General features: G+C 70.5%; 25 protein-coding genes. 14 read left to right on the top strand and 11 right to left on the bottom strand.

Annotation, left to right across the window (positions count from 1 at the left end; all coding sequences use genetic code 11):
* Nucleotides 1-23 precede the first annotated feature (23 nt).
* The gene (gene ppk1 / locus ABJF88_19395; protein ID MEP0549105.1) at nt 24-2,102 is read left to right on the top strand and encodes a polyphosphate kinase 1; all 2,079 of its coding nucleotides are present in this window, start codon (nt 24-26) and stop codon (nt 2,100-2,102) included.
* Nucleotides 2,103-2,118: 16 nt separating this feature from the next.
* Here the strand turns inward: ppk1 and ABJF88_19400 are convergent, their stop codons facing one another.
* Both ABJF88_19400 and ABJF88_19405 read right to left on the bottom strand, forming a co-directional pair.
* Nucleotides 2,119-2,424 carry a hypothetical protein gene (locus ABJF88_19400; GenBank protein ID MEP0549106.1) on the bottom strand — a complete coding sequence of 102 codons (306 nt, stop codon included), beginning with the start codon at nt 2,422-2,424 and terminating at the stop codon, nt 2,119-2,121.
* A 20-nt stretch (nt 2,425-2,444) separates the two neighbouring features.
* Nucleotides 2,445-2,657 (bottom strand): DUF433 domain-containing protein, encoded by a 213-nt coding sequence (locus ABJF88_19405; GenBank protein ID MEP0549107.1) that lies wholly within the window; start codon nt 2,655-2,657, stop codon nt 2,445-2,447.
* A 67-nt stretch (nt 2,658-2,724) separates the two neighbouring features.
* Between ABJF88_19405 and ABJF88_19410 the strand changes: the two genes are divergently transcribed.
* Nucleotides 2,725-2,919 (top strand): hypothetical protein, encoded by a 195-nt coding sequence (locus ABJF88_19410; protein MEP0549108.1) that lies wholly within the window; start codon nt 2,725-2,727, stop codon nt 2,917-2,919.
* Nucleotide 2,920: 1 nt separating this feature from the next.
* Here ABJF88_19410 and ABJF88_19415 read toward each other — a convergent pair whose 3' ends face one another.
* The 4 genes from ABJF88_19415 to ABJF88_19430 form a co-directional block, all read right to left on the bottom strand.
* Complete coding sequence (locus ABJF88_19415) at nt 2,921-3,712, bottom strand: hypothetical protein (protein MEP0549109.1); 792 nt, start codon at nt 3,710-3,712, stop codon at nt 2,921-2,923.
* Between the two features lie 734 nt (nt 3,713-4,446).
* Nucleotides 4,447-5,097 carry a fructose-6-phosphate aldolase gene (fsa, locus tag ABJF88_19420; protein ID MEP0549110.1) on the bottom strand — a complete coding sequence of 217 codons (651 nt, stop codon included), beginning with the start codon at nt 5,095-5,097 and terminating at the stop codon, nt 4,447-4,449.
* Nucleotides 5,098-5,170: 73 nt separating this feature from the next.
* The gene (locus tag ABJF88_19425; GenBank protein ID MEP0549111.1) at nt 5,171-6,196 is read right to left on the bottom strand and encodes an alcohol dehydrogenase; all 1,026 of its coding nucleotides are present in this window, start codon (nt 6,194-6,196) and stop codon (nt 5,171-5,173) included.
* A 143-nt stretch (nt 6,197-6,339) separates the two neighbouring features.
* Nucleotides 6,340-6,828 (bottom strand): PaaI family thioesterase, encoded by a 489-nt coding sequence (locus ABJF88_19430; GenBank protein MEP0549112.1) that lies wholly within the window; start codon nt 6,826-6,828, stop codon nt 6,340-6,342.
* A 168-nt stretch (nt 6,829-6,996) separates the two neighbouring features.
* Between ABJF88_19430 and ABJF88_19435 the strand changes: the two genes are divergently transcribed.
* Both ABJF88_19435 and ABJF88_19440 read left to right on the top strand, forming a co-directional pair.
* Nucleotides 6,997-8,238: a putative sugar nucleotidyl transferase gene (locus ABJF88_19435; protein MEP0549113.1), complete on the top strand. Its 1,242-nt coding sequence runs from the start codon at nt 6,997-6,999 to the stop codon at nt 8,236-8,238.
* Nucleotides 8,239-8,345: 107 nt separating this feature from the next.
* Entirely contained in the window at nt 8,346-9,989 is a 1,644-nt protein-coding gene (locus ABJF88_19440; GenBank protein ID MEP0549114.1) for a T9SS type A sorting domain-containing protein, read from the top strand.
* Nucleotides 9,990-10,001: 12 nt separating this feature from the next.
* Here the strand turns inward: ABJF88_19440 and ABJF88_19445 are convergent, their stop codons facing one another.
* From ABJF88_19445 to ABJF88_19465, 5 genes are all read right to left on the bottom strand, one after another.
* Nucleotides 10,002-11,702 (bottom strand): SpoIIE family protein phosphatase, encoded by a 1,701-nt coding sequence (locus tag ABJF88_19445; protein MEP0549115.1) that lies wholly within the window; start codon nt 11,700-11,702, stop codon nt 10,002-10,004.
* 44 nt (nt 11,703-11,746) lie between these two features.
* Nucleotides 11,747-12,238: a metallophosphoesterase family protein gene (locus ABJF88_19450; GenBank protein ID MEP0549116.1), complete on the bottom strand. Its 492-nt coding sequence runs from the start codon at nt 12,236-12,238 to the stop codon at nt 11,747-11,749.
* A gap of 58 nt (nt 12,239-12,296) precedes the next feature.
* Complete coding sequence (locus ABJF88_19455; protein MEP0549117.1) at nt 12,297-13,277, bottom strand: hypothetical protein; 981 nt, start codon at nt 13,275-13,277, stop codon at nt 12,297-12,299.
* Between the two features lie 34 nt (nt 13,278-13,311).
* Complete coding sequence (locus ABJF88_19460; protein MEP0549118.1) at nt 13,312-13,998, bottom strand: metal-dependent hydrolase; 687 nt, start codon at nt 13,996-13,998, stop codon at nt 13,312-13,314.
* A gap of 100 nt (nt 13,999-14,098) precedes the next feature.
* Nucleotides 14,099-15,763 (bottom strand): LamG-like jellyroll fold domain-containing protein, encoded by a 1,665-nt coding sequence (locus tag ABJF88_19465; protein ID MEP0549119.1) that lies wholly within the window; start codon nt 15,761-15,763, stop codon nt 14,099-14,101.
* A gap of 285 nt (nt 15,764-16,048) precedes the next feature.
* On the opposite strand from ABJF88_19465, the gene ABJF88_19470 reads away from it, so the two are divergent.
* The 10 genes from ABJF88_19470 (at nt 16,049) to ABJF88_19515 (ending at nt 24,259) form a co-directional block, all read left to right on the top strand.
* On the top strand, nt 16,049-16,765 hold the full coding sequence (locus ABJF88_19470) for a flagellar hook-basal body protein (GenBank protein MEP0549120.1): 717 nt from the start codon (nt 16,049-16,051) through the stop codon (nt 16,763-16,765).
* Nucleotides 16,766-16,852: 87 nt separating this feature from the next.
* On the top strand, nt 16,853-17,635 hold the full coding sequence (gene flgG, locus ABJF88_19475) for a flagellar basal-body rod protein FlgG (protein ID MEP0549121.1): 783 nt from the start codon (nt 16,853-16,855) through the stop codon (nt 17,633-17,635).
* A gap of 12 nt (nt 17,636-17,647) precedes the next feature.
* The gene (gene flgA, locus ABJF88_19480; protein MEP0549122.1) at nt 17,648-18,340 is read left to right on the top strand and encodes a flagellar basal body P-ring formation chaperone FlgA; all 693 of its coding nucleotides are present in this window, start codon (nt 17,648-17,650) and stop codon (nt 18,338-18,340) included.
* Nucleotides 18,341-18,348: 8 nt separating this feature from the next.
* The gene (locus ABJF88_19485; GenBank protein MEP0549123.1) at nt 18,349-18,912 is read left to right on the top strand and encodes a flagellar basal body L-ring protein FlgH; all 564 of its coding nucleotides are present in this window, start codon (nt 18,349-18,351) and stop codon (nt 18,910-18,912) included.
* 82 nt (nt 18,913-18,994) lie between these two features.
* Entirely contained in the window at nt 18,995-20,116 is a 1,122-nt protein-coding gene (locus tag ABJF88_19490) for a flagellar basal body P-ring protein FlgI (GenBank protein MEP0549124.1), read from the top strand.
* Between the two features lie 41 nt (nt 20,117-20,157).
* Nucleotides 20,158-20,451, top strand: coding sequence for a hypothetical protein (locus tag ABJF88_19495; GenBank protein ID MEP0549125.1), 294 nt, complete (start codon nt 20,158-20,160; stop codon nt 20,449-20,451).
* Nucleotides 20,452-20,463: 12 nt separating this feature from the next.
* On the top strand, nt 20,464-21,009 hold the full coding sequence (gene flgN / locus ABJF88_19500) for a flagellar export chaperone FlgN (GenBank protein ID MEP0549126.1): 546 nt from the start codon (nt 20,464-20,466) through the stop codon (nt 21,007-21,009).
* Between the two features lie 3 nt (nt 21,010-21,012).
* Entirely contained in the window at nt 21,013-22,368 is a 1,356-nt protein-coding gene (gene flgK / locus ABJF88_19505; protein ID MEP0549127.1) for a flagellar hook-associated protein FlgK, read from the top strand.
* A gap of 21 nt (nt 22,369-22,389) precedes the next feature.
* On the top strand, nt 22,390-23,286 hold the full coding sequence (flgL, locus tag ABJF88_19510) for a flagellar hook-associated protein FlgL (GenBank protein ID MEP0549128.1): 897 nt from the start codon (nt 22,390-22,392) through the stop codon (nt 23,284-23,286).
* 19 nt (nt 23,287-23,305) lie between these two features.
* Entirely contained in the window at nt 23,306-24,259 is a 954-nt protein-coding gene (locus ABJF88_19515) for an HDOD domain-containing protein (GenBank protein ID MEP0549129.1), read from the top strand.
* The last annotated feature ends 375 nt before the right edge of the window (nt 24,260-24,634 follow it).

The raw sequence follows: 24,634 nt of genomic DNA on the forward strand, positions 1-24,634 counted from the left end.
CTCCCCTCCTCCACCCCCTTTTCATGGCTGACCTCCCCACCTTCGACCGCGAACTGAGCTGGCTGGCCTTCAACGGCCGCGTGCTCCAAGAGGCCGCCGACCCCCGCGTCCCGCTCGCCGAGCGGCTCGGCTTCCTCGCCATCTTCTCGTCCAACCTCGACGAGTTCTTCCGCGTCCGCGTGGCCGCGCTTCGGGCGCTCCTCCGGCTGAAGAAGAAGCACAAGAAGGGGCTCGACGTCAGCCCGGCCAAGCTCCTCCACGAGATCCACGCCATCGTCGCCGCGCAGCAGGAGGCGTTCGGGGAGACGTTCCGCGCCCTCCTCCCCTCGCTCGAAGAGCACGGCATCGCGCTCCGCGACGAGCGCCGCCTCACGGATGAGCAGCGCGCCTATCTCCTCGACTACTTCGCCCGCGCCGTCCGGCCTCAGCTTCGCCCGATCCTCCTCGGCGACGCCGTCCCCTTCCTCGAAAACGGCCGGCTCTACCTCGCCGCCGAGCTGTGGCCCCGCGACCTCAGCCTCCGCACCGTCACCCCCGATGTCGCCCTCGTCGAGGTCCCGTCCGGCCTCGACCGCTTCGTGGAGGTCCCGGACACCGACCCCCGCGTCGTCCTCTTCCTCGACGACGTGATCCGCCTCGGGCTGCCCGGCCTCTTCCCGGCCTACGACGTCGGCGAGGCGTTCGCGGTCAAGCTCACGCGCGACGCCGACCTCAACGTCGAGGACGAGTTCAGCGGCGACCTCGTCGCCAAGATCCGCAAGGCGCTCGACCGCCGCGACCTCGGCCCGCCGAGCCGGTTCCTCTACGACCCGCGCATGCCCTACGGCCTCCTCACCGCGCTCAAGGACCGGCTCGGGCTGGAGGACGAGGACCTCGTCGGCGGCGGGCGCTACCACAACTTCGGCGACCTGTGGGACTTCCCGCGCCCCGCCGACCCCGCCGCCTCGTTCCCACCCCTGCCTCCCCTCCCGCACCCCGAGTTGGAAACCGCGCCGAGCCTGCTCGCGGCTGTGGCCGAGCGCGACCGGATGCTCCACCTCCCGTACCAGCGCTACGACTACGTCGTCCGCCTGCTCGAAGAGGCCGCCGAGGCCGAGGATGTCGAGGAGCTGTGGATGTCGCTCTACCGCGTCGCCACCGACTCGGCGCTCGCGCGGGCGCTCATCGCGGCGGCCGAGCGCGGCAAGCGCGTGACGGCGTTCGTCGAGGTCAAGGCCCGGTTCGATGAGGAGAACAACCTCGACTGGGCGGAGCGGATGGAGGCGGCCGGCGTCCGCGTGCTCTACAGCATGCCGGGGGTGAAGGTCCACGCCAAGCTCGCCCTCATCGGACAGCGCACCGGCAAGAAAAAGAGCGATGCCCTCCGCTACACGGGCCTGTTCTCGACGGGCAACTTCAACGAGAAGACCGCCCGCGTCTACGCCGACCACGTCCTCTTCACCGCCGACCCGCGCCTGACCGACGAGGCCCGCCGCGTCTTCGCCTTCCTCGCCGGCGAGGACGACGCGCCCACGTTCGAGCACCTCCTCGTCGCCCCGTTCACCCTCCACAAAGGCGTCACGAAGCGGATCAAGCGCGAGGTCAAGCACGCCGCCGCAGGCCGTTCGGCTCGCATGACACTCAAGATGAACGCGCTCGAAGAGGACGCCGTCATCGCCCGGCTCTACGAGGCGAGCGCGGCCGGCGTCGACGTCCGCCTCATCGTCCGCGGCTTCTGCCGACTGACGCCCGGCGTGCCCGGCCTCAGCGAGCGCATCGAGGCGCGAAGCATCGTCGACCGCTTCCTCGAACACGCCCGCGTCTACCGCTTCGACAACGACGGCGACGAGGAGCTCTTCCTCGCCTCGGCCGACTGGATGCACCGCAACTTCCACCGCCGCGTCGAGGTCGCCTTCCCGATCTACGACGACGCCCTCCGCGCCGAGATCGAGCACGTCCTCGCCCTCCAGCTCGCCGACGACACGAAGGCGCGCGTGCTCGACGCCGAGCAGCGGAACGACTACTACCGCCCGGCCCAGCGCACCGGCGTCCGCGCCCAGACCGACACCTACGCGTGGCTCCAAGCGCGCGTCATCGAACCCGCCGACGCAGCGCCAGGCTGACGGCGCGCTTGCGATCTCAGCCCCGTCCCTTCACGCGAGTGACGACGCCCGGAGCCACCGCATCGAGCACGGCCTTCAGCTTCGGCACTAACGGAGCCAGATCCTCGGCGCGGTTGCTCCGCGCTTCGAGCAACACGATCCCGACGGCGTACCGGCTCAGGTTCTGCTGATGCGGGATGCCCCGATCCGTCGTGATGAAGACGTCGAACGACGCTGCCGCCACCGAGAGCAGGTCGCCGTTCCTCCGACCGCTCCATCCCTCCTGCTGCACCGTCCGCGCCTCGATCTCCGGGGCGAGCAGCCGGACGAGCGTCTTCGGCATGTTCTCGTCGAGCAGCGCTCTCACGCCGCTGTCTCCGCTGCGTGCAGCGTCATCTCGAGGTAGGCCACGACTTGCTCCCGGCGTACGCTGGGGAAGTCGTCGAGGAACGTGTCGAGGGAGTCGCCCGCCGCGAGGTGCTGGATGAGGATCTCGATGGGGACGCGGGTGCCGGCGAAGACGAGCGCGCCGTTCATCACGTCCGGGTCGCGCGAGACGATCTGGTTCCGTTCCATAGCATTCGGCCTCGTAGAGTCGGGGGAGCAGGGTGAACGCGATCGCCTCTCGTCCGATCCCATCCCGATGGAGCTTCGCGCCGAGATCGACCACGTCCTCGCCCTCCATCTCGCCGACGACACGAAGGCGCGCATGCTCAACGCCGAGCAGCGGAACGACTACTACCGCCCGGCCCAGCGCACCGGCGTCCGCGCCCAGACCGACACCTACGCGTGGCTCCAAGCGCGCGTCATCGAACCCACTGACGGCGCGGTGGGCTGACTCAGGACCGAGTGCGGCGCGGCGCCGAAACCGGTGCCGCGGCGGCGGGCTCCTCCAGCGCGTCGAGGTCGAGCGCAGAGACGGGCGCATCGAGTGGGACGGCGGGCGCGGGCGCCTCGCCCTGCCGCTCGACCGTGCGGGCGATGATCGCTTCCATCTGCCGCTCGCGCTCCTCCACCCAGCGCGGGAGTTGGAAAGCCGTGCGCCCGATGCCCCCCAGCCCGAAAGCCACGAACAGGGCCATGATGATCATCATCTTGGGCTCCGCCCCCGGGTTCGCCGCGAAGAGCGCGAGGAACACCAGCCCCATCGCGAGAGAAGCGAAGCCAAGCGTGAGCGACTGTTGCGCGCTGCCTTTGCACGTGCTGATCCGCAGGCGGTGCCCGGACGCCGTCGGCTCGACGAGCGCGTGGAGGTTGCCATTCCGCCACTCCCGGAGCGACCCGTCGCGGCGCATCGTTCCCGTCGCCCGAAACGTCTCGCGCAGGTCGACGACGAGCCGGTCCCACGCCGCGTCTGTGAGCGGCCCGGGCAGCTCGACGGTGCGCGTGGCGCTGATCGGCAGCCCGAGGTACCGCGCGGGCGGCGGGGGCGGGCCGGAGCGGTCCATCGAGGCGGCAGCGCGGGCGACGAACTCCGGCGTGATCCCGGCCTCGCGCCCGATCTGCTGGAGTTCGGCGAGCGTCAGCCCGTCGCCGTGCCCGAGGCCTCGGTGTGCGGCCTCCTGCGCCTGCGCCGCCTGCTCGAAGATCGCCGCGATCTCCTCCTCACTGTATCGTCGTTCATCGCTCATTTCGCTCTGGGTGCATTATGGAAGTGCCTTCGCCGAGGCTGGGCCAGCGAGACGGGCAAGCGATTTCGCTGACGGAAGAACAAGTTGGTGGCTCACTTGCGAAACGCGGCGAGCCGATAGAACGAGGCTGGCAAGATCAGTGACTAGGTGCGGACGAGGCAAGGCAGTCGAGCATTTCGTCGGTGTGCACCACGGGTTATGCATCCACAAACACGTACGTCCACAGCGCCTCGATAGCTTGGCAGCCTCGTAGCAGGACAACGCCCCGCGCCCCCCAGCCGTCGGAGTCAACTGAGTCGAAGAGGTAGAAGCGGCCCCCGAGCTCCTGCAAGGCAAGGAGGTGCTGCCAGTGCCGCCCTGAGAACTCCCACTTGGCGCTATCAGCCTGTAGAGCCGCCATGTCCCGAACCCGGAACTCGTCGTACACGAATGACTCCGCCTGCGCCCGAGTCAGGCTCTGCCTCAAGTAACGCACTTCGGGAGGTGAGTCAGGGTTGAGCGCGTGAGGCCCACTTTCGTGCTCCGCAACACTGAGGCTCGGGCACCCGCTCGCGTTGAGGAAAGAGAGGCATCCGCCGAGAGAGAGCGCCATGAAGGCTATGACCAAAACGAGCGCTCTTCGGGAAGGATGAATAACCATTAATTAGGCAGAACGGGTCGGCATAACATACCGTACGCGCATGTTATGCCGACCCTTTCCTGTTTTCGTGCAGCGAATCAGGCAAGCGCTGTCCCTACCCGTTCTGCAGGTCTTCCCAGTCCGACAAGAACTTGGCGAGGCCACTGTCGGTGAGCGGGTGCTTGATCAGCTTCTTGATCACGTCGAGCGGCATCGTCGCCACGTCGGCCCCGTACTCGGCGCACTCGACGACGTGCATCGGGTGGCGGATCGACGCCGCGAGCACCTCGGTTGCGTAGCCATACATCCGGTACATGTCCACGATCTGCCCGATCAGCTGCATCCCGTTCGTCGAGATGTCGTCGAGGCGGCCGATGAACGGGCTGATGTACGTCGCGCCAGCCTTCGCCGCGACGAGGGCCTGCGTCGGCGAGAAGCAGAGCGTGCAGTTGGTCTTGATGCCCTCCTTCGTGAACGTCTTGATCGCCTTGATCCCATCGAGGATCAGCGGCACCTTCACGACCACGTTGGGGGCGATCTTCGCCACCTCCCGGCCCTCCGACAGAATCCCATCGTAGTCCGTCGCCGTGACCTCGGCCGAGACCGGCCCATCGACGATGTCGCAGATCTTGGCGATGTGGCCGTGGAAGTCCTGCACGCCCACCTTCTTCATGAGCGACGGGTTCGTGGTGACGCCGTCGAGGACGCCCATGTCGGCGGCCTCTTGGATTTCGTCGAGGACGGCGGTATCGATGAAGAACTTCATAGCAGGGAGGGCTTAGGTGAAAGGCAGAAGTCGCTTGGTCGAAATATAGGTGTTAGCAACGAAGCGCGAAGGGCTATCGACCGGCGGCTACGTCGAGCACGACGCGGAAGCGGGCGTCGTTGGCGAGCATGCGGTCGTAGGCCTTCCCCGCCTCTTCGAGCGGGAACGTCTCGACCATCGGGCGGACGCCGGCGAGCGCCGAGAAGGCGAGCGTCTCCTCGGAGTCCTTCGCCGTCCCGCTCGGCCAGCCCTGCACGCGCGCCCGTCCGCCGATGAGGGCCAGGGCCGGCACTGCGATCGGCTTCTCGTCTACGGCGACGAGGAGGAGCACGCCGTTGCGTCCAAGCCCGCCGATCACCGACTCGATGGCCTTCGCCGAGGGGGCCGTCGCGAGGATGACGCGGGCGCCGCCGAGCCGCTGCAATGCCTCGGCCGGATTCTCGGCGTCGGTGTCGATGTAGTGGTCCGCGCCGAGTTCGAGCGCGAGGTCGCGCTTGTCGTCGCCCCGCGAGAGCGCGGCCACGCGGAAGCCGAGTTGCTTGGCGTACTGCACGCCGAGGTGGCCGAGCCCACCGATGCCCTGTACCGCGACGAGGTCGCCCGCGAGCGCGCCCGTGTGGCGCAGCGCGTTGAACGTAGTGATCCCCGCGCAGAGCAGCGGCGCAGCCTCGACGGCGCTCAGCTCGTCCGGGATGGCGGCGACGGCCTCGTGTGGGACCACGACGTAGTCGGCGTAGCCGCCGTCGTGCGTGATGCCGGTGATCTTCTCGTTCCGGCACGTTACGAAGTCGCCAGAGCGGCACGGGTCGCAGACGAAGCAGTGCCCGCCGTGCCAGCCGACGCCCACGCGCTGCCCCTCCGTCCACTCCGCCACGCCCTCGCCGAGCGCGTCGATGACGCCGGCGATCTCGTGCCCGGGCACGCGCGGGTACTCGATGCCGGGGAACGCACCGACTTTGACGAAGAGGTCGCTGTGGCAGATGCCGCACGCATCGACGCGGATGCGGACCTCACCGGGGCCGGGGTCGGGAATCTCGCGCTCGACGAGTTCGAAGTCGGCGCCGGGCTGGGGGACCTGGACGGCTCGCATCGTGGCCATAACAACGGGGGTCTACGAAGGAAAAAGGAAAGAGGAGAGGGAAGCACCAAGATGCGAGCAAGACCTCGCAAATGAAAGCCTTGCGCCAAACATAACACGACTACGCGATGCCCCTGCGGCAGCACCCGGCGAGCGCGAGCGCGCTACCCGTCGGCGTCGTTGCGGATCGTGTTGAGCGAGGCGAGCGCGTCGAGTCCGAGGTGGACGAAGAGCGCGTCGCCCTCGGCGTGGACCGTGCCGTCCGCACCGAGCAGCCGGCCCCGGACGTGGACCTTCCGTCCCTCTGCCATCTCCACCTCCGTTTCGACCGTGCAGACGGTCCCGAGCGGGAGCATCCGGCGGAAGTCCGTCGTCAGCCGGGCGGCGACGACGGGGTGGCCGGCGAGCCACGCCGCGAAGCCCATCGCCTCGTCGAGCACGGCGGCCATCGCGCCGCCGTGGGCGTGGCCGGGCGGCCCCTCGGCCTCGGCGCCGAACCACACCTTCGTCAGCAGCTCGGTCCCGCGGCAGTAGTAGCGGACGCGGAGGCGGTCGCCGTCGGGGTCGCCGGAGACGAAGGACCGCTGCGGGACGGGGTCGAGGAGGGTCCAGCCAGGCGGCGGCGAGAGGTCGGGGAGGGGCTGGCTTTCCATCGAAAGAAGAGTTAACAGTGTTATCTCCTCGAACCGCGTCCGCCCCCCGCTGTTTCGCCGCGCTGCGATTCGCTCCACCGTCCGACCCCGGCCGCCCTCGCTGCGGATCAGCGCGGGCGCTGCGCCGTAGCTTCCGGGATTGCCCCTCCCCTCCCGCCTCTCGCCCCGATGCCGCACCTCTGCCTCTTCGAAGACGCCACCGTCCGCCACCTCCTCCCCCTCGCCGCGACGCGCGCGGCGGGCGACCTCCGCGTCGGCATCCAGACCCTCGCCGAGCGGCAGCGCCGGGCGTTCGCGTTCGAGCAGCTCGTCTTCCACACGCGCTCGGCGGTCGCGGCGGTCACGGCGAGGGCGCACCCGCAGGCGCTCGTAAACACGCTCCCCGCCCAGACCGACGGCGTCCTCTTTGTGAACCAGCGGTGGCTCGTCGAAGAGGGCGAGTTGCTGGAGCGGCTGCGCGCAGCGGCCCAACCCGGCGAGCCCGCGTGCGCCTTCCACCAGGGCGACACGATCGTCGCGGCGTGGCACCCGCACCCGCCCGCCGACCTCATCGCGACCGAGGCGCTCGGCCATTTCCAGTTCGAGGGGATGCCGGAGGAGCGCGTGGACGGCGCCGCGTTCATCAGCTGGCTGTGGCACCTGCTCGACGACGTGCCCGACCGCATCGCCGCCGACTTCGACGCGCTCGGGCTCACGGGCCACGACGGCACGGCGGTCCACTCCAGCGCCGTGCTCGTCCACCCCGAGCGGATCTACCTCGCGCCCGGCGCGACGGTCCGTCCCGGCGCGATCCTCAACGCCGAGGCCGGGCCGATCTTCCTCGCCGAGCACGCCGTCGTCGAAGAGGGCGCGATCGGCATCGGGCCGCTCTACCTCGGGCCGCACGCCCGCGTGAAGATGGCGGCGCGCGTGGACGGCAGCGCCATCGGTATCCACTCCAAAGTCGGCGGCGAGGTGCACGCGAGCATCGTCCACTCGTACTCCAGCAAGGCGCACGACGGCTACCTCGGGAATTCGTACCTCGGCCGGTGGTGCAACCTCGGCGCCGACACGAACACGTCGAACCTGAAGAACGACTACGGCCACGTGACGATGTACGACCCCGTCGCCGAGGACTTCGTCGGCACCGAGCGGCAGTTCGTCGGGCTCGTGATGGGCGACCACTCGAAGTGCTCGATCAACACGATGTTCAACACGGGCACGGTCGTCGGCGTGTTCTGCAACCTCTTCGGGTCTGGCTTCCCGCCGCGGCACGTCCCCGACTTCTCGTGGGGCGGCGCCGAGGGGTTCGCGGACTACCGCATCGACAAAGCGCTCCGTGTGGCCGAGGCCGTGATGGCCCGCCGCGACGTGCCGCTCACCGACGCCGACCGCGCGCTCCTCACCGCCATCTCCGAGCAGGGGGCGTGAGGAATCCGTCCGCAGATCTGCCTGCCGCCGTGCGCCGATTCACCTTGCCCGAAGCGCCCGCATACCGTAGCATTAGGGCCGTCTTTCGTCGCCCTGCCGTTCCGATTATGCGCGCCTGCCTCGCCGCCCTCCTGCTCCTCGTCGCCCTGCCCGTCGCGGCGCAGGACCCCGCCGCCCTCCCGTTCCGCGTCGAACTCGTCGAGCGCAGCTTCGCCGCCATGCCGGGCCTCCACTCGTTCGCATGGGCCGAGCACGACGGGAAGTGGCTCTTCGTCGCGGGCCGCGTGGACGGGCTCCACGGCATCGTCGAGTTCGCCTTCCCCGCAGACGAGGCGAACGACGCCGTGTGGGTCGTGGACCGCGCGACGGAGCAGGTGTGGTCCCGCTCGCTCGACGAGCTCGGCGACGCGGTCGCGGACCCGCTCCGGGCGACGAACCCGCAGTACCACCAGGACGGCGAGACGCTGTACGTGATCGGCGGCTACGGCACCGACTCCGCGACGGGCCAGATGGTCACGTTCCCGACGCTCACCGCCCTCGACGTGCCGGGCCTGATCGAGGCCGTGACGACGGGCGACGCGCTCGCTCCCCACCTCCGGCAGACGACCGACGAGCGCCTTGCCGTCACCGGCGGCGAGCTGCGCACCTTCAACGGCGAGTACGTCCTCTTCGGCGGCCAGCGTTTCGACGGCACGTATTCCGCCGGCGGCAGCGGCTTCACACAGGCCTACACCGAGCGTATCGCGCTGTTCTCCATCGAAGACAGCGAAGCGCTCGTCATCTCCGACCCGCTCTACCTCGACTACGACCCGGACGTGCTGCACCGCCGCGATATGACCGTCGCTCCGACGTATCTCCGCGTGGGCAACCTCGAAGGCGAGACCTTTATCACCGAATGGCTCGGGCTCTACGGCGGCGTCTTCCGACCCGACGCCAACCTGCCGTACCGCACGCAGATCTACTTCGGCGCCACAGACATCTACGAGTACTTCGAGAGCGGCTACGAGCAGCAGTTCGCGCACTACACCTGCCCCGCGCTCCCGCTCTGGGACGCCGCGACGGAGACGATGCACACGACGTTCTTCGGCGGGATGGCGCAGTTCGTCTACGACGAGGAGACCGAGACCGTCGAGCAGGACTACCTCGTCCCCTTCACCGACGACATCGTGACGCTGACGAACGACCTCGACGAGGACAGCCCGGCCACGTACGAGACAGTGATGCCGGAGCCGATGCCGGGCCTGCTCGGGACGAACGCGGTGCTGGTCCCCGCGCCCGGCGTGCCGCGCTCGGCCCACGGCGTCGTCCAGCTCGGCGACCTCACGGCGCGCACGCTCGTCGGCTGGATCGTCGGCGGCATCGAGTCCTCGTCGGCAAACCCGGGCTGGATGAGCATGGTCGCCACGGAGACGAACGCGAGCAGCCGCCTCTTCGAGGTGTGGGTCACGCCGCAGGGCCTCACCGCCTCGGAGCCGGGCGCGGCCCCGCTCGCCGTCGCGCTCGAAGCGCCGTACCCGAACCCGTTCCGCACCGAAGCTACGGTCGCGTTCGTGCTCGACCGGGACGCAACGGTGACGGTCGAGGTGTTCGACGCACTCGGCCGTCGCGTGGCTCGGCTCCACGACGGCCCACTCGCCGCGCGCCGCCACGCCTTCGCGTTCCGCCCCGGCGACCTCCCCTCCGGCGTCTACTACGCCCGCGTCCACGGCGACGGCGTCAGCGAAACCCGGCCGCTCGTGCACGTGCGCTGAGGCTGAGGCGCCTCAGCCCGTCCGCTGGAGCACGACGAGCGTCAGGTCGTCGTCGAGCGTGCCGCCGCCGGTGAAGGCCTCGACATCCGTGCGGATCGCACCGAGGATGGAGCGGGCCGGGGCCGTGCGGTGGTCCGAGATCGTGGCGAGCAGGCGGTCCTCGCCGTACTCGTCGTCGGGGTCGAGCGCGCTCCACGCTTCGGTCACGCCGTCGGTGAAGAGGACGAGCGTGTCGCCGGGCTCGAGCGCCGCCGCGCCCTCCTCGTAGGCCATCCCCGCGAGCACGCCGAGGAGGACACCGCCCGTCTCCAGCCGCTCCACCGAACCGTCGGCGCGGACGAGAAAGGGGTAGTTGTGGCCGGCGTTGACGAAGCGCACGCCGCCGTCGCGCCGGTCGTAGATCCCCCAGAAGAACGTGATGAACGTCGTCATCCCCGTGTTGCGGTGGATCACCTCGTTGACGCGGGCGGTGGCTTCGGCGAGCGTCACCGTCTCGGCGGCGAGGCTACCGCGGAGGACGTGGAGGCACGCCTGCAGGTTCGCCATCAGCAGCGAGGCCGGGAGCCCCTTGCCGGACACGTCGGCAACGGCGAAGAGCAGGCGGTCCTCGTCGAGCGGGAGGAGGTCGAAGTAGTCGCCGGCGACGACGCGGCTCGGGAGGGCGAGACCGGCGAGGTCGAGCCCGGCGAAGGGCGGGAGCTCCTGCGGCAGCAGACGCTCCTGGATATCGCGGGCGAGCCGCATCTCCTCCTCCAGCCGCTCCTTCTCGATCCGCGCCGCCACGCCGCGCGCGTTCTCGACCGAGTTGAGCGCGAGCGAGCCGAGCGCCGTCAGGAAGTCGATGTCTTCGAGCTCGAACGGCGCGCCCGTCCGCCGGGGGCCGAGGAGGAGCACGCCGCGCGTCTCCTCCTGCAGCCGGAGCGGGAGAGCGAGAGCGAACCCGCGCTCGGCCAGATCCGCCCATTCGCCCGCGTCCTCATCGAGGAGTTGGAGCCGCTTCAGCGAGCCGAGCCGCGCGCACATCTCGTTGTCGATCGGCTCGGCGTTGCGGGCGGCAACGGACTCCAGCTTTCCGCCTTCCGTGCACAGCAGGAACACGTAGCGGCCGATGAGGAGCTGCCCCATGAGCGCGAACGAGAGGAGCTTGATCGAGTAGTCGGCGTCGAGCGTGCGGTTGAACTCCTGCGAGAGATCGAAGAGGGTGTCGAGCTGCTGGATTTTGTGGCCGAGGTCGCGGTTCGCGTCCTTCAGCTCCTCCACCATCCGCGCGTTGTGGACGGCCGTGGCCGACATGTTGACGAGGGAGTCGACGAAGGCGAGCTCGTCGGTGTCGAAGTCGCCGCCCGTCGCCTTCGGCCCGAGGCCGACGAGGCCGATCATCCGCTCGTGGTACGTGATCGGGAGCAGGAGGACGATGCCGCGCTCGCGCAGGACCGGCGGGACCGCCTCCCCCGTCGCCACGGTCTCCGGCACGGGGCCGAGGTAGAGCAGCGACTCGCGCCGGAGCGCCGAGATGCCCTTGACGGCCTCGACGCGGTGGGCGCCTGCGAGCGGGTCATCGAGGAGGACGACGCCGCGCGTAACGAAGAGCTTGCTCATCGCCGTCAGCAGGAGGTTGCCGAGCACGAAGTCGATCTCGAGCGAGGAGCTGAGCAGGCGGCTCGTTTCGAGCAGCGCGCGGAGGTCGAACTTCTGCGTTTGCGTTTCGGGCATGGGCGGTGCGGAGGGGGCCGGCGCAAGCTACGCCGTGCCGACCGTTACGTGTCGAGGTGCACGACCTCAGCTTGCGTCGTCTTTCCGCCCTCTACGATGAGGCGGACGCACGTCTTCACGGTGTGGAAGCCCTGTTGCCCGGCCGCGCCGGGGTTGAGGTAGAGCATGCCGCCGAGCGCCTTCACGCGTTCGATGCGGAGGATGTGGCTGTGGCCGCAGATGAACACGTCGGGTCGCTCGCGGTCGAGGAGCGGCCCGATCCCCTTCGGCCAGCGCCCCGGCCGGCCGCCGATGTGGGTCATCAGGAAGCGCACGCCCTCGGTCTGGAACCGCTGGAACTCCGGGGCGCGATGCTTGATCGCCTGCCCGTCGATGTTGCCGTAGACGGCGCGGACGGGCGCAATCGCCTCGAGCGCGTCGAGCACCTCGGGCGTCCCCACGTCGCCCGCGTGGAGGATGACGTCCACGTTCGCGAGCACCTCCGGCAGCACCGGGTGGAAGTAGTTGTGCGTGTCCGAGAGGATGCCGAACGTCATGGGGAGCGGGTCGGGAGAGGGCGCCCCGAAGGTACGTGCGGACGGCGCGGTCCCGCGCTCAGCGCAGCGTGAGCCGCAGGCCGAGGCGGAGGTTCTGGAAGCGCGGCCCCCACGTGTCGGACTCGCCCTCGGCATCGACCCACGTCACGAGGGGCACGCTCGCGTACGGCGAGACCTGGTAGCCCGGCCGGTTCAGCTCGAACCCGCCGCGCACCCAGCCGACGCCGCCCCGGTAGCTGCTGCGCTGCTCGGGCGCGGCCTCCCCGGTCGTCTCCTCCCCCTGGTCGCTGTCCTCAAACGGGCGCGAGGCGACGAGGTCGTAGTCCATCGCCTCGCCGAGCAGGGTCAGGAAGAAGTTGCTGCCGGCGGGGTCGAAGTGGAGGTTATGGCCCCACATCACGTGGACCTCGCGACCGATCGCCCGCGTCCGCACGAGCTCGGGGTCCGATGCCGGGATGCCGAGGGTCCCGGGCTCCTCGTCCACCTGCAGCCGCTCGTAGCCGACCTGCGCCTGCCGCAGCCCGATCGCGAAGTCCGACGAGATGAGCGGCGAGAGGTCCGAGGTCGAGACGAACGCGATGTCCGTCTGCCGGAAGCCGAGCCCGCCCTCGCTCGCGGGGTCGACGGCGATGCGGACGGCGTAGTCGGTGCGCTCGTTGTGCCAGTACGGCTTGACGACGATCCAGCTCAGCCGGACCGGTCCCCCGCCGAGTTGGCTCGTGAGCCCGCCGCTGACGTCGAAGATCGCGCTGACGTCGATCCGCGGGGCGAGCGTGTAGTCGAGCCGGAACGAGAGGCCGAGCGGGCCGCGGCGATCGGCCTCCGCGTTCTGCCGAAACGGGCCGGCCGAGCGGTAGTTGACCTCGCCCGAGAGCGCGATCCCGTCGTAGAACGCCCGCCGCGCCGACTCCTCCTGATAGAACGGGTCGAGCACGTCGAAGGGCCGTTGTGCCTCCGCGAGGCCGGGCGCCACGAGGAGCCCGGCGACGCACACGCAGCACCAGCGAAGGGCTCGGCGGATCGGGAAGGCTCTAGCCATGCGGTTGACCGGCGGGTACAAACGTGCTACACCCCTACAATGTAATCGTTTCTCCGGGCGACATCACACGGGCCTTCATCCCCGCTTCGTCCATCTGCCGGGCGAAGTCGTCGGGGTCGCCGGTGAGGACGGGGAACGTGCCGTAGTGGAGGGGCACCGTGAGCTTCGGCTTCAGCATCGCCGTGCAGCGGACGGCCTCAGCCGGCCCCATCGTGAAGTCGTCGCCGATGGGGAGGAGGCAGAGGTCGAGGTCATAGTCCTCGCCGGTCCACGCCATCTCGGCGAAGCGGCACGTGTCGCCCGTGTTGTAGACCGTCTTCCCTTCGATCTGGAGAATGAAGCCGTTCGGGTTGCCGCCATACGTCCCGTCGGGGAAGGACGAGCTGTGGCGGGCGTAGGTCTGGATCACGCGGCCCCACGCGAAGTCGGCCGCGCCGCCGGTGTTCATCGGGTGGACGTTCTCGTGGTCGTGGTTCTGCTGCGCGTAGTTCGTGATCTCGTAGTTGGCGACGAGGAGCGCGCCGGTCCGCTTGAGGATGTCGGGCGCATCGCCCCAGTGATCGCCGTGGGCGTGCGTCATCAGGATCACGTCCGGGTCGAGGTCGCCGGGCGCGACGACACCTTCGGCGTGCGAGTTGCCCGTGATGAAGGGATCGAAGAGGAGCGTCGTCCCGTCGGTCTCGATCTGGAAAGCGGAGTGGCCGAAATACGTGAGCTTCATAGCGCGGAGCGGAGAGATGAGAGAAAGGCGGAGGCCAAAAATATAGGCCCGCCGCGCGCTCGCGACGAGCCCTTTCGCTCGCTCGATCTTCCGCCGCGCGCTACCGCGTCAGCGTCATTTTGTGGGCCGCGCTGCCCTCCGGCGTTTCGAGCCGGACGAAGTAGACCCCGCTCGGCAGCCCGTCCGCCGCGAAGCGGTACTCGTGGCGGCCCGCCGGCATCGTCTCGTCGAGGAGCACGGCGACGCGCGTCCCGGAGATGTCCCACACCGAGAGCCGGACGGGTGCCGGCTTGGCGAGGTCGTACGTGACGACGGTGCTGCCGCGGAACGGGTTCGGCGAGTTGCCGACGATCGCGACGGCGGAGCCTTCGCCTTCGCCGAGGCCGAGCTTGAGCGTGCCGGAGACGCGCTCGGCGACGCCCATTGCCGACTGCCGGATGCGGTAGTAGAGCACCTGCCCGTCCGGCGGGAGGTCGGTGTACGCGAAGCGGGCCGAGCCGTCGGCCGTCTCCCCGACGCGCTCCGCCGCCCGCACCGTGCCGACGGCCTCGAACCGCTGCCCGTCCGTCGAGCGCTCGACGCGGAACTCGTCGGCGCGGCGGTCCTTCGTCGCCCACGTCAGCGTCACGATGCCCTGCTCGACGGAGGCTTCGAGAGACTCGACGGGGAACACGAACGAGAGGCTGGAGGGCACGCGGACGCGCGTCGCCGGCACCGCGACGAGCACGTCGGGCGGGAGCGGCTCGTCGAAGCCGAGGCGGAAGACGCCCTCCGGGACGGCGTCGAGCGGGACGCGCATCGTGCGCCGGAGCGTGACGGCCGGGCGGGCGGCGTTCCACAGGCGGAGCTCGTCGAGCTGGCCGGAGAACAGGCGGGGCTGCGCGGCGCCGGGCCGCTCCGGCCGCCCGCCGAGCGCGAGCGACATCGTATTGAGCATCCCCGTCACCTCCTCGCTGCGCAGCGAGTCCACGGGGAGGCCGTCCACGAACAGCCGCGCCCACCCAGCGAACGGGTCGTTCACGACGGCGACGTGGTGCCAGCGACCGTCCGCGACGGGGTCCTTCGACGCCATCGCTTCGTGCTGGCCCGGCCGGCCGCGGTAAAACACGAGCCGCCCGCGCCCGTCGACGACGACCTCGACCGGGTATGGTCGGTCTTCGTTCCCGTCCCACGTCGAGAGCACGACCTCGCCGAGGCCGACGGTCTTGAGCCACATCTCCAGCGTCAATGCGTCGCGCGGGTCGAGGCTGGGGAGCGCGCGGCGGCGGATCGCGACGGGCGGGGCGCCGGATTCGAGCTGGAACGCGCGGTTGCGGCTCGCCGACATGGCCTCGCGCACGTAGACCTGCCACTCCTCCGTGCCCGAGGGCTGCGCGCGCCCGGCGAGGATGGGAGCGATGCGGACGGTGTGATACCCGAGCGACGGACCGGCCGTGAGCCCCACCACGAACGTCTGCACGCCCCGAAGCGGCTGCGACGCCGTGGCTTCGACCTCGCCGACCTCGCCCGCCACGTCGAGGGATACGGGGGCGGTCGTGCCCGAGCGGATGGCTTCGACGCTGCGGACGGACCACCCGGCCGGCACCTCGATCTGCACGCCCTCGACGGGCTCCGCGCCACCCCACTGCACGAAGGCGTTGACGCGCTGCCCCGCATCGAGCGGATCAGCCGACTGGTCGACCGAGAGCTGCCCGAACGCGGGGGACGCGAGGAGCAGGGCAGCCAGGATCAGACAACGCGTAGCAAGAGCGCGAATAGCGTTCAAAAGCTGGGAGGATGGTCGGAACATGGCCTCGGCGCGCCGAAGCGGCTCGCAAGGTAGGGGTTCGGGCAGGAGCAAGTCAACCGCTTCAACGGGGGAGGACCGGCCGTTCGCGCCCGCCGCTCGTCTCCGCCTGCTCGTCCAGCGGTGCCTCGACTCCGGCAAATCGTACCGCCCCGCACCGGGAAAAAAGTGCCGCGCGGCAGCCCTCACCGCTGCGTATCACGCCCCACGGCGGTTGGCAGCCCCTTTGACAGAGCGGGGGCGACCACCTTCCCTCTACCCCCCATGCTCCTCCGCCTCCGCAACGCCGCCGCCTCCATGTCGGAGATGAACCGGCAACAGGAACGCACCGCGAACAACCTCGCGAACGCCAACACCGTCGGCTTCCGCCGCGACCGGACGTTCACCGACGTCCTCAGCAACCGCATCGACGCCGAGGGCAACCCCATCAGCCGCCGCACGACGACGCAGTGGGCCGACTCGCAGCAGGGCGCTTTCGAGGCCACGGGCAACCCGCTCGACGTCGCCCTCGGCGGCGAGGGCTTCCTCGTCGTCACCGACGACGCCGGGGCCACGCGCTACACCCGCGCCGGCCGGCTCACCCCGATGCCGGACGGGACGCTCATGACGCCCGACGGCTTCACCGTCCAGGGCGCCGACGGCCCGATCCAGCTCCCGCCCACCGGCGGCGACATCGCCATCACGGCCGAAGGCGCGATCCGCGTCGGCGGCGAACAGGTCGGTGCGCTTCAGCTCGTCGGCTTCCCCGAGGGGACGGCGTTCGAGCGGCTCGACGGCGCCACGTTCGCCACGAACGCCGCGCCCGAACCGCTCGCCGAGCCCGACGTGCGGCAGGGGTTCATCGAGACGAGCAACGTGAATCCGCTCGCGGAGATGACCGACATGATCACGCACTTCCGCCTGTTCGAGTCGCAGCAGAAGATGCTCCAGACGACGGACCAAACCCTCGGCGCCATCACCCGCGACCTCGGCACGTTCTAGCGCCGCGCGCTCGTAAAGCCCCAGCACACCTCGTAGAGACGCAGCATGCTGCGTCTCTACCTCTCCCCCACCGCACCCTCAACTTCTATGCTTCGAGCCCTCCGCACCGCCGCCCTCGGGATGAGCGCCCAGCAGAAAGGCGTGGACAACACGGCGAACAACCTCGCGAACGCCAACACAACGGGCTACAAGCGCTCGTCGATCGTCTTCCAGGACCTCCTCTACCAGAACGTGCAGGCGCGCGGCGAGGAGTCCGGCGGCGCCGCTCCGGCCTCGATGCAGATGGGCCACGGCGCCACGGCGATCGCGACGGTCCGCAACTTCGAGCAGGGCGGCCTCGCCGAGACCGGCAACGCCCTCGACGTCGCCATCAACGGCGACGGGTTCTTCCAGGTCCGCAAGCCCGACGGCATGATCGCCTTCACGCGCGACGGCACGTTCGCCCTCAGCGCCGAGGGCGAGCTCGTCACGCAGACCGGCCTCCCGCTCGAACCCGACATCGCGATCCCGGCGGAAGCGACCAACATCCACATCAGCCAGGACGGGATCGTCTCGGCGCGGATGCAGGGCGAGCCGGAGCCCATCGAGCTCGGCCAGCTCGAACTCGCGCGGTTCGCGAACCCCGGCGGGCTCGGCAGCCTCGGCGGCAACCTCTTCGAGCAGACGAGCGCCAGCGGCGAGCCGACGATCGGCCTCCCCGGCGACGACGGACTCGGGATGCTCGGCCAGGGCTTCCTCGAGACGGCGAACGTGGACGTGGTGCAGGAGATGGTGAACCTCATCACGGCGCAGCGCGCCTACGAGCTGAACTCGAAGATGGTGACGACGAGCGAGGAGATGCTCCAGATCGCCAACAACGTCAAACGCTAGCGTTCCACGGTAATGCGCCTCTCGCTCTCGGCCTTCGTACTCCTGACTCTGCTCGTGGCGGCGGCTCCCGCCCTCACGCTGCAGGCGGCGGCCGAGCGCGCCCTCGCCGCCCGCTTCCCCGACGACGCCGAGCGGCTCCGCGTCCGCGTCCTCCGCACCGGCGGCGACGTGGACGCCGCGGCCCCGATTCGCGTCGTCCTCCCCGGCGGCGCAGCGATCCCGCGCGGCCACACCCAAGTGGACGTGCTCGCCGAGACACCGAACGGCTGGCAGAAAACGGGATGGGCCCTCCTCCACGTCGCCCACTACGACTCCGTCGTGGTGGCACGGCGCGCGGTGGGACGCGGCGAGCCCGTCGCCCCGGCCGACCTCGGGACGGTGTGGACCGAGACGACGACGTTCCACGGCGAGCCGCTCCGCGCCGCCGACCTCCGCGCCCTCGGCGACGACCTCCGCGCCGACCGCTCCCTCCGCGCCGACCGCGCGCTCCGACGCGGCGACCTCCGCCCGCCCTTCGCCGCCGACACCGGCGACGCCGTGACGATGCGCTACCGCCGCGGCACCCTCACGCTCGCCGTCCCCTGCCACGCCCGCGAGCCCGGCGCGGTCGGCGACGAAATCCGCCTCTACAACGCCACCACCGATGCCACGTACCGCGCGCGCCTCACCGCGCCCGGCGAGGCCGAGTGGATAGTCACCCTCTAACTATGCCCATGCCCGCCCGCCTCCTCGTACTCGTCCTCCTGCTCGGCGTGTCGCACGCCGCCGCCGCGCAGTCCCTCTTCTCCGACCCCAAGGCCGCCCGCGTCGGCGACCCGCTCACCGTCGTGCTCGCCGAGCGGACGGCGGCGAGCAGCCGCAGCCAGTTCGAGGACCGCTCGCAGGCCGGCGTCAACGGCAGCGCGAGCGCGGAAGGCGGGCAGTTCGCCCTCGACGCGAACGTGAGCCAGAACGCCGCCGCCCAGAACCAGGCCGTCCAGAGCGACCTCCTCAGCGGCACGATCACGGCCGTCGTCGTGGGCGTCGACGCGACGGGCAACCTTCAGATCGAGGGCGAGCGGACGCTCCACGTCAACGGCGTCACCCACCTCATGAAGGTGTCCGGGACGGTCCGCCCGCTCGACGTGACCTACGACAACACGGTCCTCTCCTTCCAGATCGCGAATGCGGACGTGGAGTACCGGCAGAAGGGAATCGGGTCCAAGTTCCTCCGCCCCGGCACGCTCCTCAAAGCCGCCGCCGCGGCCCTCCTCGGCGCCGCCCTCTTCCTCGGGTGAGTGCTCTTGGCTTGAGGCTCTTGGCTTTTAGCCTTCGCCGCCAGCCAACAGCTATCAGCCAACAGCCAACAGCTTTCCGCCCATGCTCCGCCTCTCCGCCTCCTTCCTTCTTCTCACCGTCGTCCTCGCCCTCAGCGCCGAGGCGACGGCCCAGAGCACGGGCACGGCCCGGCTCAAAGACCTCGTCGTGCTCGAAGGCGCGGCCCCCATCCAGCTCACCGGCTACGGCCTCGTCGTCGGACTCGACCGGACGGGCGACCGAGCGCGCGGCCGGCGCGGCGCGCCCTACACCGTGCAGAGCATCACGAACATGCTCCGGGCGTTCGGCATCACCGTGGACCCCGCCCTCCTCTCCGCGCGCAACGTCGCCGCCGTGATGGTGACGACGACGATGGACCCCTTCAGCGGCCCCGGCAGCCAGCTCGACGTGACGGTCTCCGCTCTCGGCGACGCCCGCTCGCTCTCCGGCGGCGTCCTCCTCCAGACGCCGCTCCTCAACCCGATCACCGGGCAGACCCATGCCACGGCGCAGGGCTCCGTCTCGACGGGCACCGTGATGGCGGCCAGCCTCGGCGCGAGTACGCGCACCGGCCCGACGAACACAGGCCGCGTCCCCGGCGGCGGCCTCGTCGTCGCCGGCACGGGCCTCGCCGTCGAGGGCACGTCGCTCGGCCTCGTCCTCAAGCAACCCGACTTCACGAACGCGAGCGCCGTCGCCGAGGCCGTCAACGGCCTGCTCGGCGGCGCCGCGACCGTCGTCCACGCTGGGCTCGTCCGCGTCGACGCGAGCGGCGACCCGGCGGGTGCCGTCGGCGTGATGGCGAAGCTCGAAGGGCTCGCCGTGACGGTCGACGTGCCGGCGCGCATCGTGATCAACGAGCGGACGGGGACGATCGTCGCCGGCGGCAACGTCCGCATCAGCGAGGTGATGGTGACCTACGGCAGCCTCGTCATCGCGACCGACGAAGAACCGTTCGTCTCCCAGCCCGGCGCGCTCGCGAACGGGCAGACCGTCGTCGGAGCCGCGGGCCGCGCCGGGATCGAGCAGGAGCAGGCGCGAAGCGTCGTGCTCCAGCCGAACTCCGACGTCGGCCAGCTCGCCGCCGCGCTCAACGAGCTCGGGCTCACCGCGACCGACGTGATCTCCATTTTCCAGGCCATCGACCGGGCCGGCGCGCTCCAGGGCGAGCTCGTGATCCTCTAGCCCTTAGCGTCGCCCCTTCTCCACCGATAACTCCCACGACGATGACGATCAACGCCCCGAGTGCCGCGCTCCCGACCGCCCCGGCGGACGCGACGAAGAAGCCGCGCACGGAAGCCGAAGCCGCCGAGCAGTTCGAAGCCGTGCTCGTGCGGCAGTTCGTGCAGGTGATGACGAAGGACCTGTTCCAGTCGTCGCTCGCCGGCGAAGGCGGGGTCGGTGGCGGGCAGGCCGACATGCAGCGCGACGTGCTGACCGACGCGCTCACCGATCACCTCGTTCAGAGCGGTGCCCTCCAGCTCTCGGACCTTCTCCTCCGCCAGTGGGACCGCTCCTAACCCCCCGCCCCGATGCCGCACGCTGACGCCCGCCCGACTACTCCCGACCCGCGCCCCGCCGTCGAGGCGTGGCTCGGCACGCTCGCTCGCGAGGTCGAGGCCGTGGAGCGCCTCCACACCGCGATTACGCACCAGCTCGACGCCCTCCGCGCCCGCGACCAGCAGGCAATCGAGGACACGACCGACGCCGCGAGCCAGACCGTCCACGACCTCGGCCAGCTCCGGCAAGTCGGCGAGCGGCAGAGCCGGCTCGTCGGCCGCGTCCTCGGCCTCGCGAATGCCGATCGCGCGACGCTCGCCGCCACACTCGCCGAGCGGGACCCCGCGCTCGGCCGCCAGCTTCGGGCGGCGCTCGACGGGCTACGCGCCCGCGTCGAAGACGCCCAGGCCCGGTCGCAGGAGCTTGCCTTCGCACTCCAGATCGCCGTCAACATCGGGCAGGAGCTGTTGCAGACGTGGCAGCAGCTCGACGCCCCCGCGCCGTCGCGGGTCTACACCGCCACGGGCGGGCCCTCGCAGGCCACGCCGCCCCGCTCGTTCGTCAACCACGTAGGCTAAGCCATGAGCATCAACCGCCTCTACGAGATGAGCCGGCGTTCCTTCGGCGTGTTCTCCGCGCAGATGAACGTGGCCGGGCAGAACATCGCCAACGCGAACACCCCCGGCTACGCCCGCCGCCGCCTCACGCTCGGCACCGAAGGCCCCGGCCGGAACGGCCTCCTCATGCCGAGCGCCGGGGGCGTCGGCTCCGGCGTCACGGCGCAGCGGCTGGAGCGGATGCGCGACGGCCTCCTCGCCACGGCCGCCAACGACGCCCGCACCGGACTCGGCGGGGCCGACGAAGAGACCCGCCTCCTCGCCACGCTCGAAGGCAGCTTCGGCGTCGGCAGCGGCGCGGCGTTGCAGGACGTGATGAACGGGTTCTGGAACGGCTGGAGCGACCTCGCCAACAACCCCACCGACAGCGGCGTCCGCACCACGCTCCTCGGCCAGGCCGACACCCTCGCCGCCACGCTCCGCCGCCTCGACGACGGCATCACCCGGCTCTCCGGCGAGACGCAGACCGCGCTCGGCGAAGGCGTCGGGCAGGTCAACGGCCTCCTCGACGAGATCGCCGGGCTCAACGCCTCGATCCGCGCCTCACGCGCCGCCGGCTCGCCCGATTTCGCCGCCGAGGACCGCCGCGACGCCGCCGTCGCCGAGCTCTCCGCGTTCGCGCCCGTCCGCGTCAGCGACGGCGCCGACGGCTACACCGTCACGATCGGCGGGATGGCCGCCGTGCAGGGCGATCACGCCCTCGGCCTCACGCTCGACGTGCCGCCCGACGTGGCCGTGGCCGGCGTCCGGTTCGAAGGGACCGACGTCGCGTTCCCCACGTCGTCCGGCGGCAGCCTCGGCGCGCAGCTCAAGACGCTGCAGAAGACGCTGCCCGACACGCGGGCCGCGCTCGACGGCCTCGCCGCCGCGCTCGTGGCCGACGTCAACGCCGCGCACAGCGCGGGCTACGGGCTCGACGGCAGCACCGGGCTCAACTTCTTCGACCCCGCCGGCGTCACCGCCGGCTCGATCCGCCTCTCCGACGACGTCAGCGACCCCTCGGCGATTGCCGCTTCCGGTGCGCCCGACGCGCCCGGCGACTCCAGCGTCGCCTCCGCCCTCGCCGCCCTCCGCGAGGGATTCGACGCGCAGGCCATCGACCTCACGGCCGGCGTCGGCGGGAAGCTCCGCGCGGCCCGCACCGCGGCCGGGGCACAGGCCGCGATCGTGGACCACCTCGCCGCGATGGAAGCCGGCGTCTCCGGCGTCTCCGTGGACGAGGAGATGACGAACCTCATCGAGGCGCAGCACGCCTTCGCCGCCGCCGCCCGCGTCCTCACGACGGCCGACGAGATGATGGACACCCTCCTCGCGCTCTAACGCCGCTTACCCCCTGCCCCCATGTCCCTCCGCATCGCCCGCGAACAGAGCCTCTACGCCTCGAACGCGAACGCCTCCCTCTCCACGCTCCGCCGCGATCTCGCCGGGCTGCAGGAGCAGCTCGCCACGGGCCTTCGCGTGAACCGGCCGTCCGACGACCCCTCGGCGTACGCGCAGGCGCGGATGCTCGAATCGCTCGACCAGCGCTACGCGCAGTACGGCCGCGCGATTGGCGACGCCCGGCAGTGGGTGAACCAGACGGGCAACGAGCTCGGCACCCTCACCGAGCGGTTCACCGAGGCCTACGAAGAGGGCCTCCGCGCGCTCAACGGCACCCTCAACGACGACAACCGCGAGGCCCTCGCCGGGCAGATCGAGTCCATCCTCGCCGAAGTCGTCGACGGGCTCAACGCCAAGTCCGGCGGGGAGTACCTCTTCGCCGGCAACCGCTCCACGACGGAGCCCTTCGCCGAGGACGGCACGCCGACGGGCGTCCTCAGCGGCGACCGCCGCCGGACGATCGGCCCGAGCACGGAACTCGTCATCAACGTTTCCGGCGAGCGCGTGCTCGACACCGGCGAGGGGTTCACGATCACCGAGAGCCTGCAGCGCATGATCGCCGCGCTCCGCGGCGACGACACCGTCTCGCTCGACGACGCCGTCGGCCAAGTCATCGTCGCCCGCGACCACCTCATCGACATCTCCGCCGAGTCGGGCGCCGTAGCCCGCCGTCTCGACAACGCCGAGCTGCAGATCCAGGACGCGTCGATCGAGGCGAACCGCCGCCGGGCCGAGATCGAAGAGGTCGACTACGTCGAGACGATCACGCGCTTCCAGCAGGCGCAGACCACGCTCGAAGCCGCCCTCCGCACCACGGCCTCCGTCGTCCAGACATCGCTCCTCGACTACCTCCGCTAATCCCCTACCCCGCGTTCCGATGGGTTCTACCCCGACCACCCGCATCCCGCTCGGCCGCCTCGAGCTCCGCTGCCCGCCGCTCCCGCACACGCTCGTTGAGGCGCTCGACCTCGTCGATCACCCGGAGCAGATCGAGGTGCGGACCGTGACGGCGATGCTGGAGCGGGACCCGCTCGTCGTCGCCCGCCTGCTGCAGACGGTGAACTCGGCGTACTACGGCCTCCACCGCACGGTGAGCAGCCCGGAGCGGGCCGTCGTGATGCTCGGGCCCGTGGCCGTCGTCGGGATCATCGTCGGGATGAGCATGCTCCGGCTCCGCTCCGTGCTCGACGGGCCGGCCGGATCGTGCTTCTCCCAGCTCATCCGCCACAGCGTCGCGACGGCCTACCTCACGAGCTTCCTGCTGGACGAGGCCGCCGAGCCCGACGCCCCTAAAGTCCACCCGGCGCGGCGCGGCGCCGGCTTCACGGCCGGGCTGCTCCACGACTTCGGCAAGATCATCCTCGTCTACAACTTCCCCACCGAGGCCGTCGCGCTCTACGAAGAGCAGGCGCTCAGCGCCCACGTCTCGACCGACGACTTCCGCGAGATGGAGAGCCTCCTCTTCGGCTCCGATCACACCGAGGCCGGGGAGTTCGCCGCGCTCAAGCTCCACTTCCCCGAGCCGCTCACCCGCGTGATCCGTCATCACCACGCGCCGGAACGCGCGGGGGGCGGCGCCGCGGCCGAGGCGCTCGTCGGCGCCGTCGCCGTGGCCAACCTCGCGGCGCACGCCATGGGTCACGGGTTCGGCAGCCCCGCAACATGGGAGGACGCGCTGGCGGACCCGGCGTGGTCCCTCTACGCCGCGCGCACGCCCGCGTTCACCGTCGACACCCTCGCCGAAACCCTCGAAGCGCGGCAGGACGACCTCGACCGCTACGTCCAGGCCTTCGCCGACCCCCAGCCGACCCGGCGACTCCGCAAAGTCTGAGGAATCCCGCTCCCGGTGCCGAGGGGCCGCGTCTTACCGGCGCGGCCCCTCTTCCGTTTGACTCCAGCAATCCTGAACGATTCCAGCAATTCAGGGCGATTCCAGCAATTCAGAGCTGCTGCGAAGATTTTTTAGGCCCCCGGCTTAGTGCCCCCTGAGGAGGCGCGATAACTGGGGCAGAGAAGGAGACCCCCTCCCCCAACGACCCTCCCCCCAGTCCCAACAGGTACCCTACCATGAGCATCGGAGATCTCAACCGCGTCAAGACCAACGTCCAGTCGCTCCAGGCCCTCGGCCAGTTCAACAAGACCAACGCCGAGCTCGGCATGCGCCAGCTCCGCCTCGCCACCGGCTCCCGCCTCAACCGCGCCGAGG

It is taken from the genome of Rhodothermales bacterium (assembly GCA_039944855.1).
GTDB lineage: Bacteria > Bacteroidota > Rhodothermia > Rhodothermales > JANQRZ01 > JBBSMX01.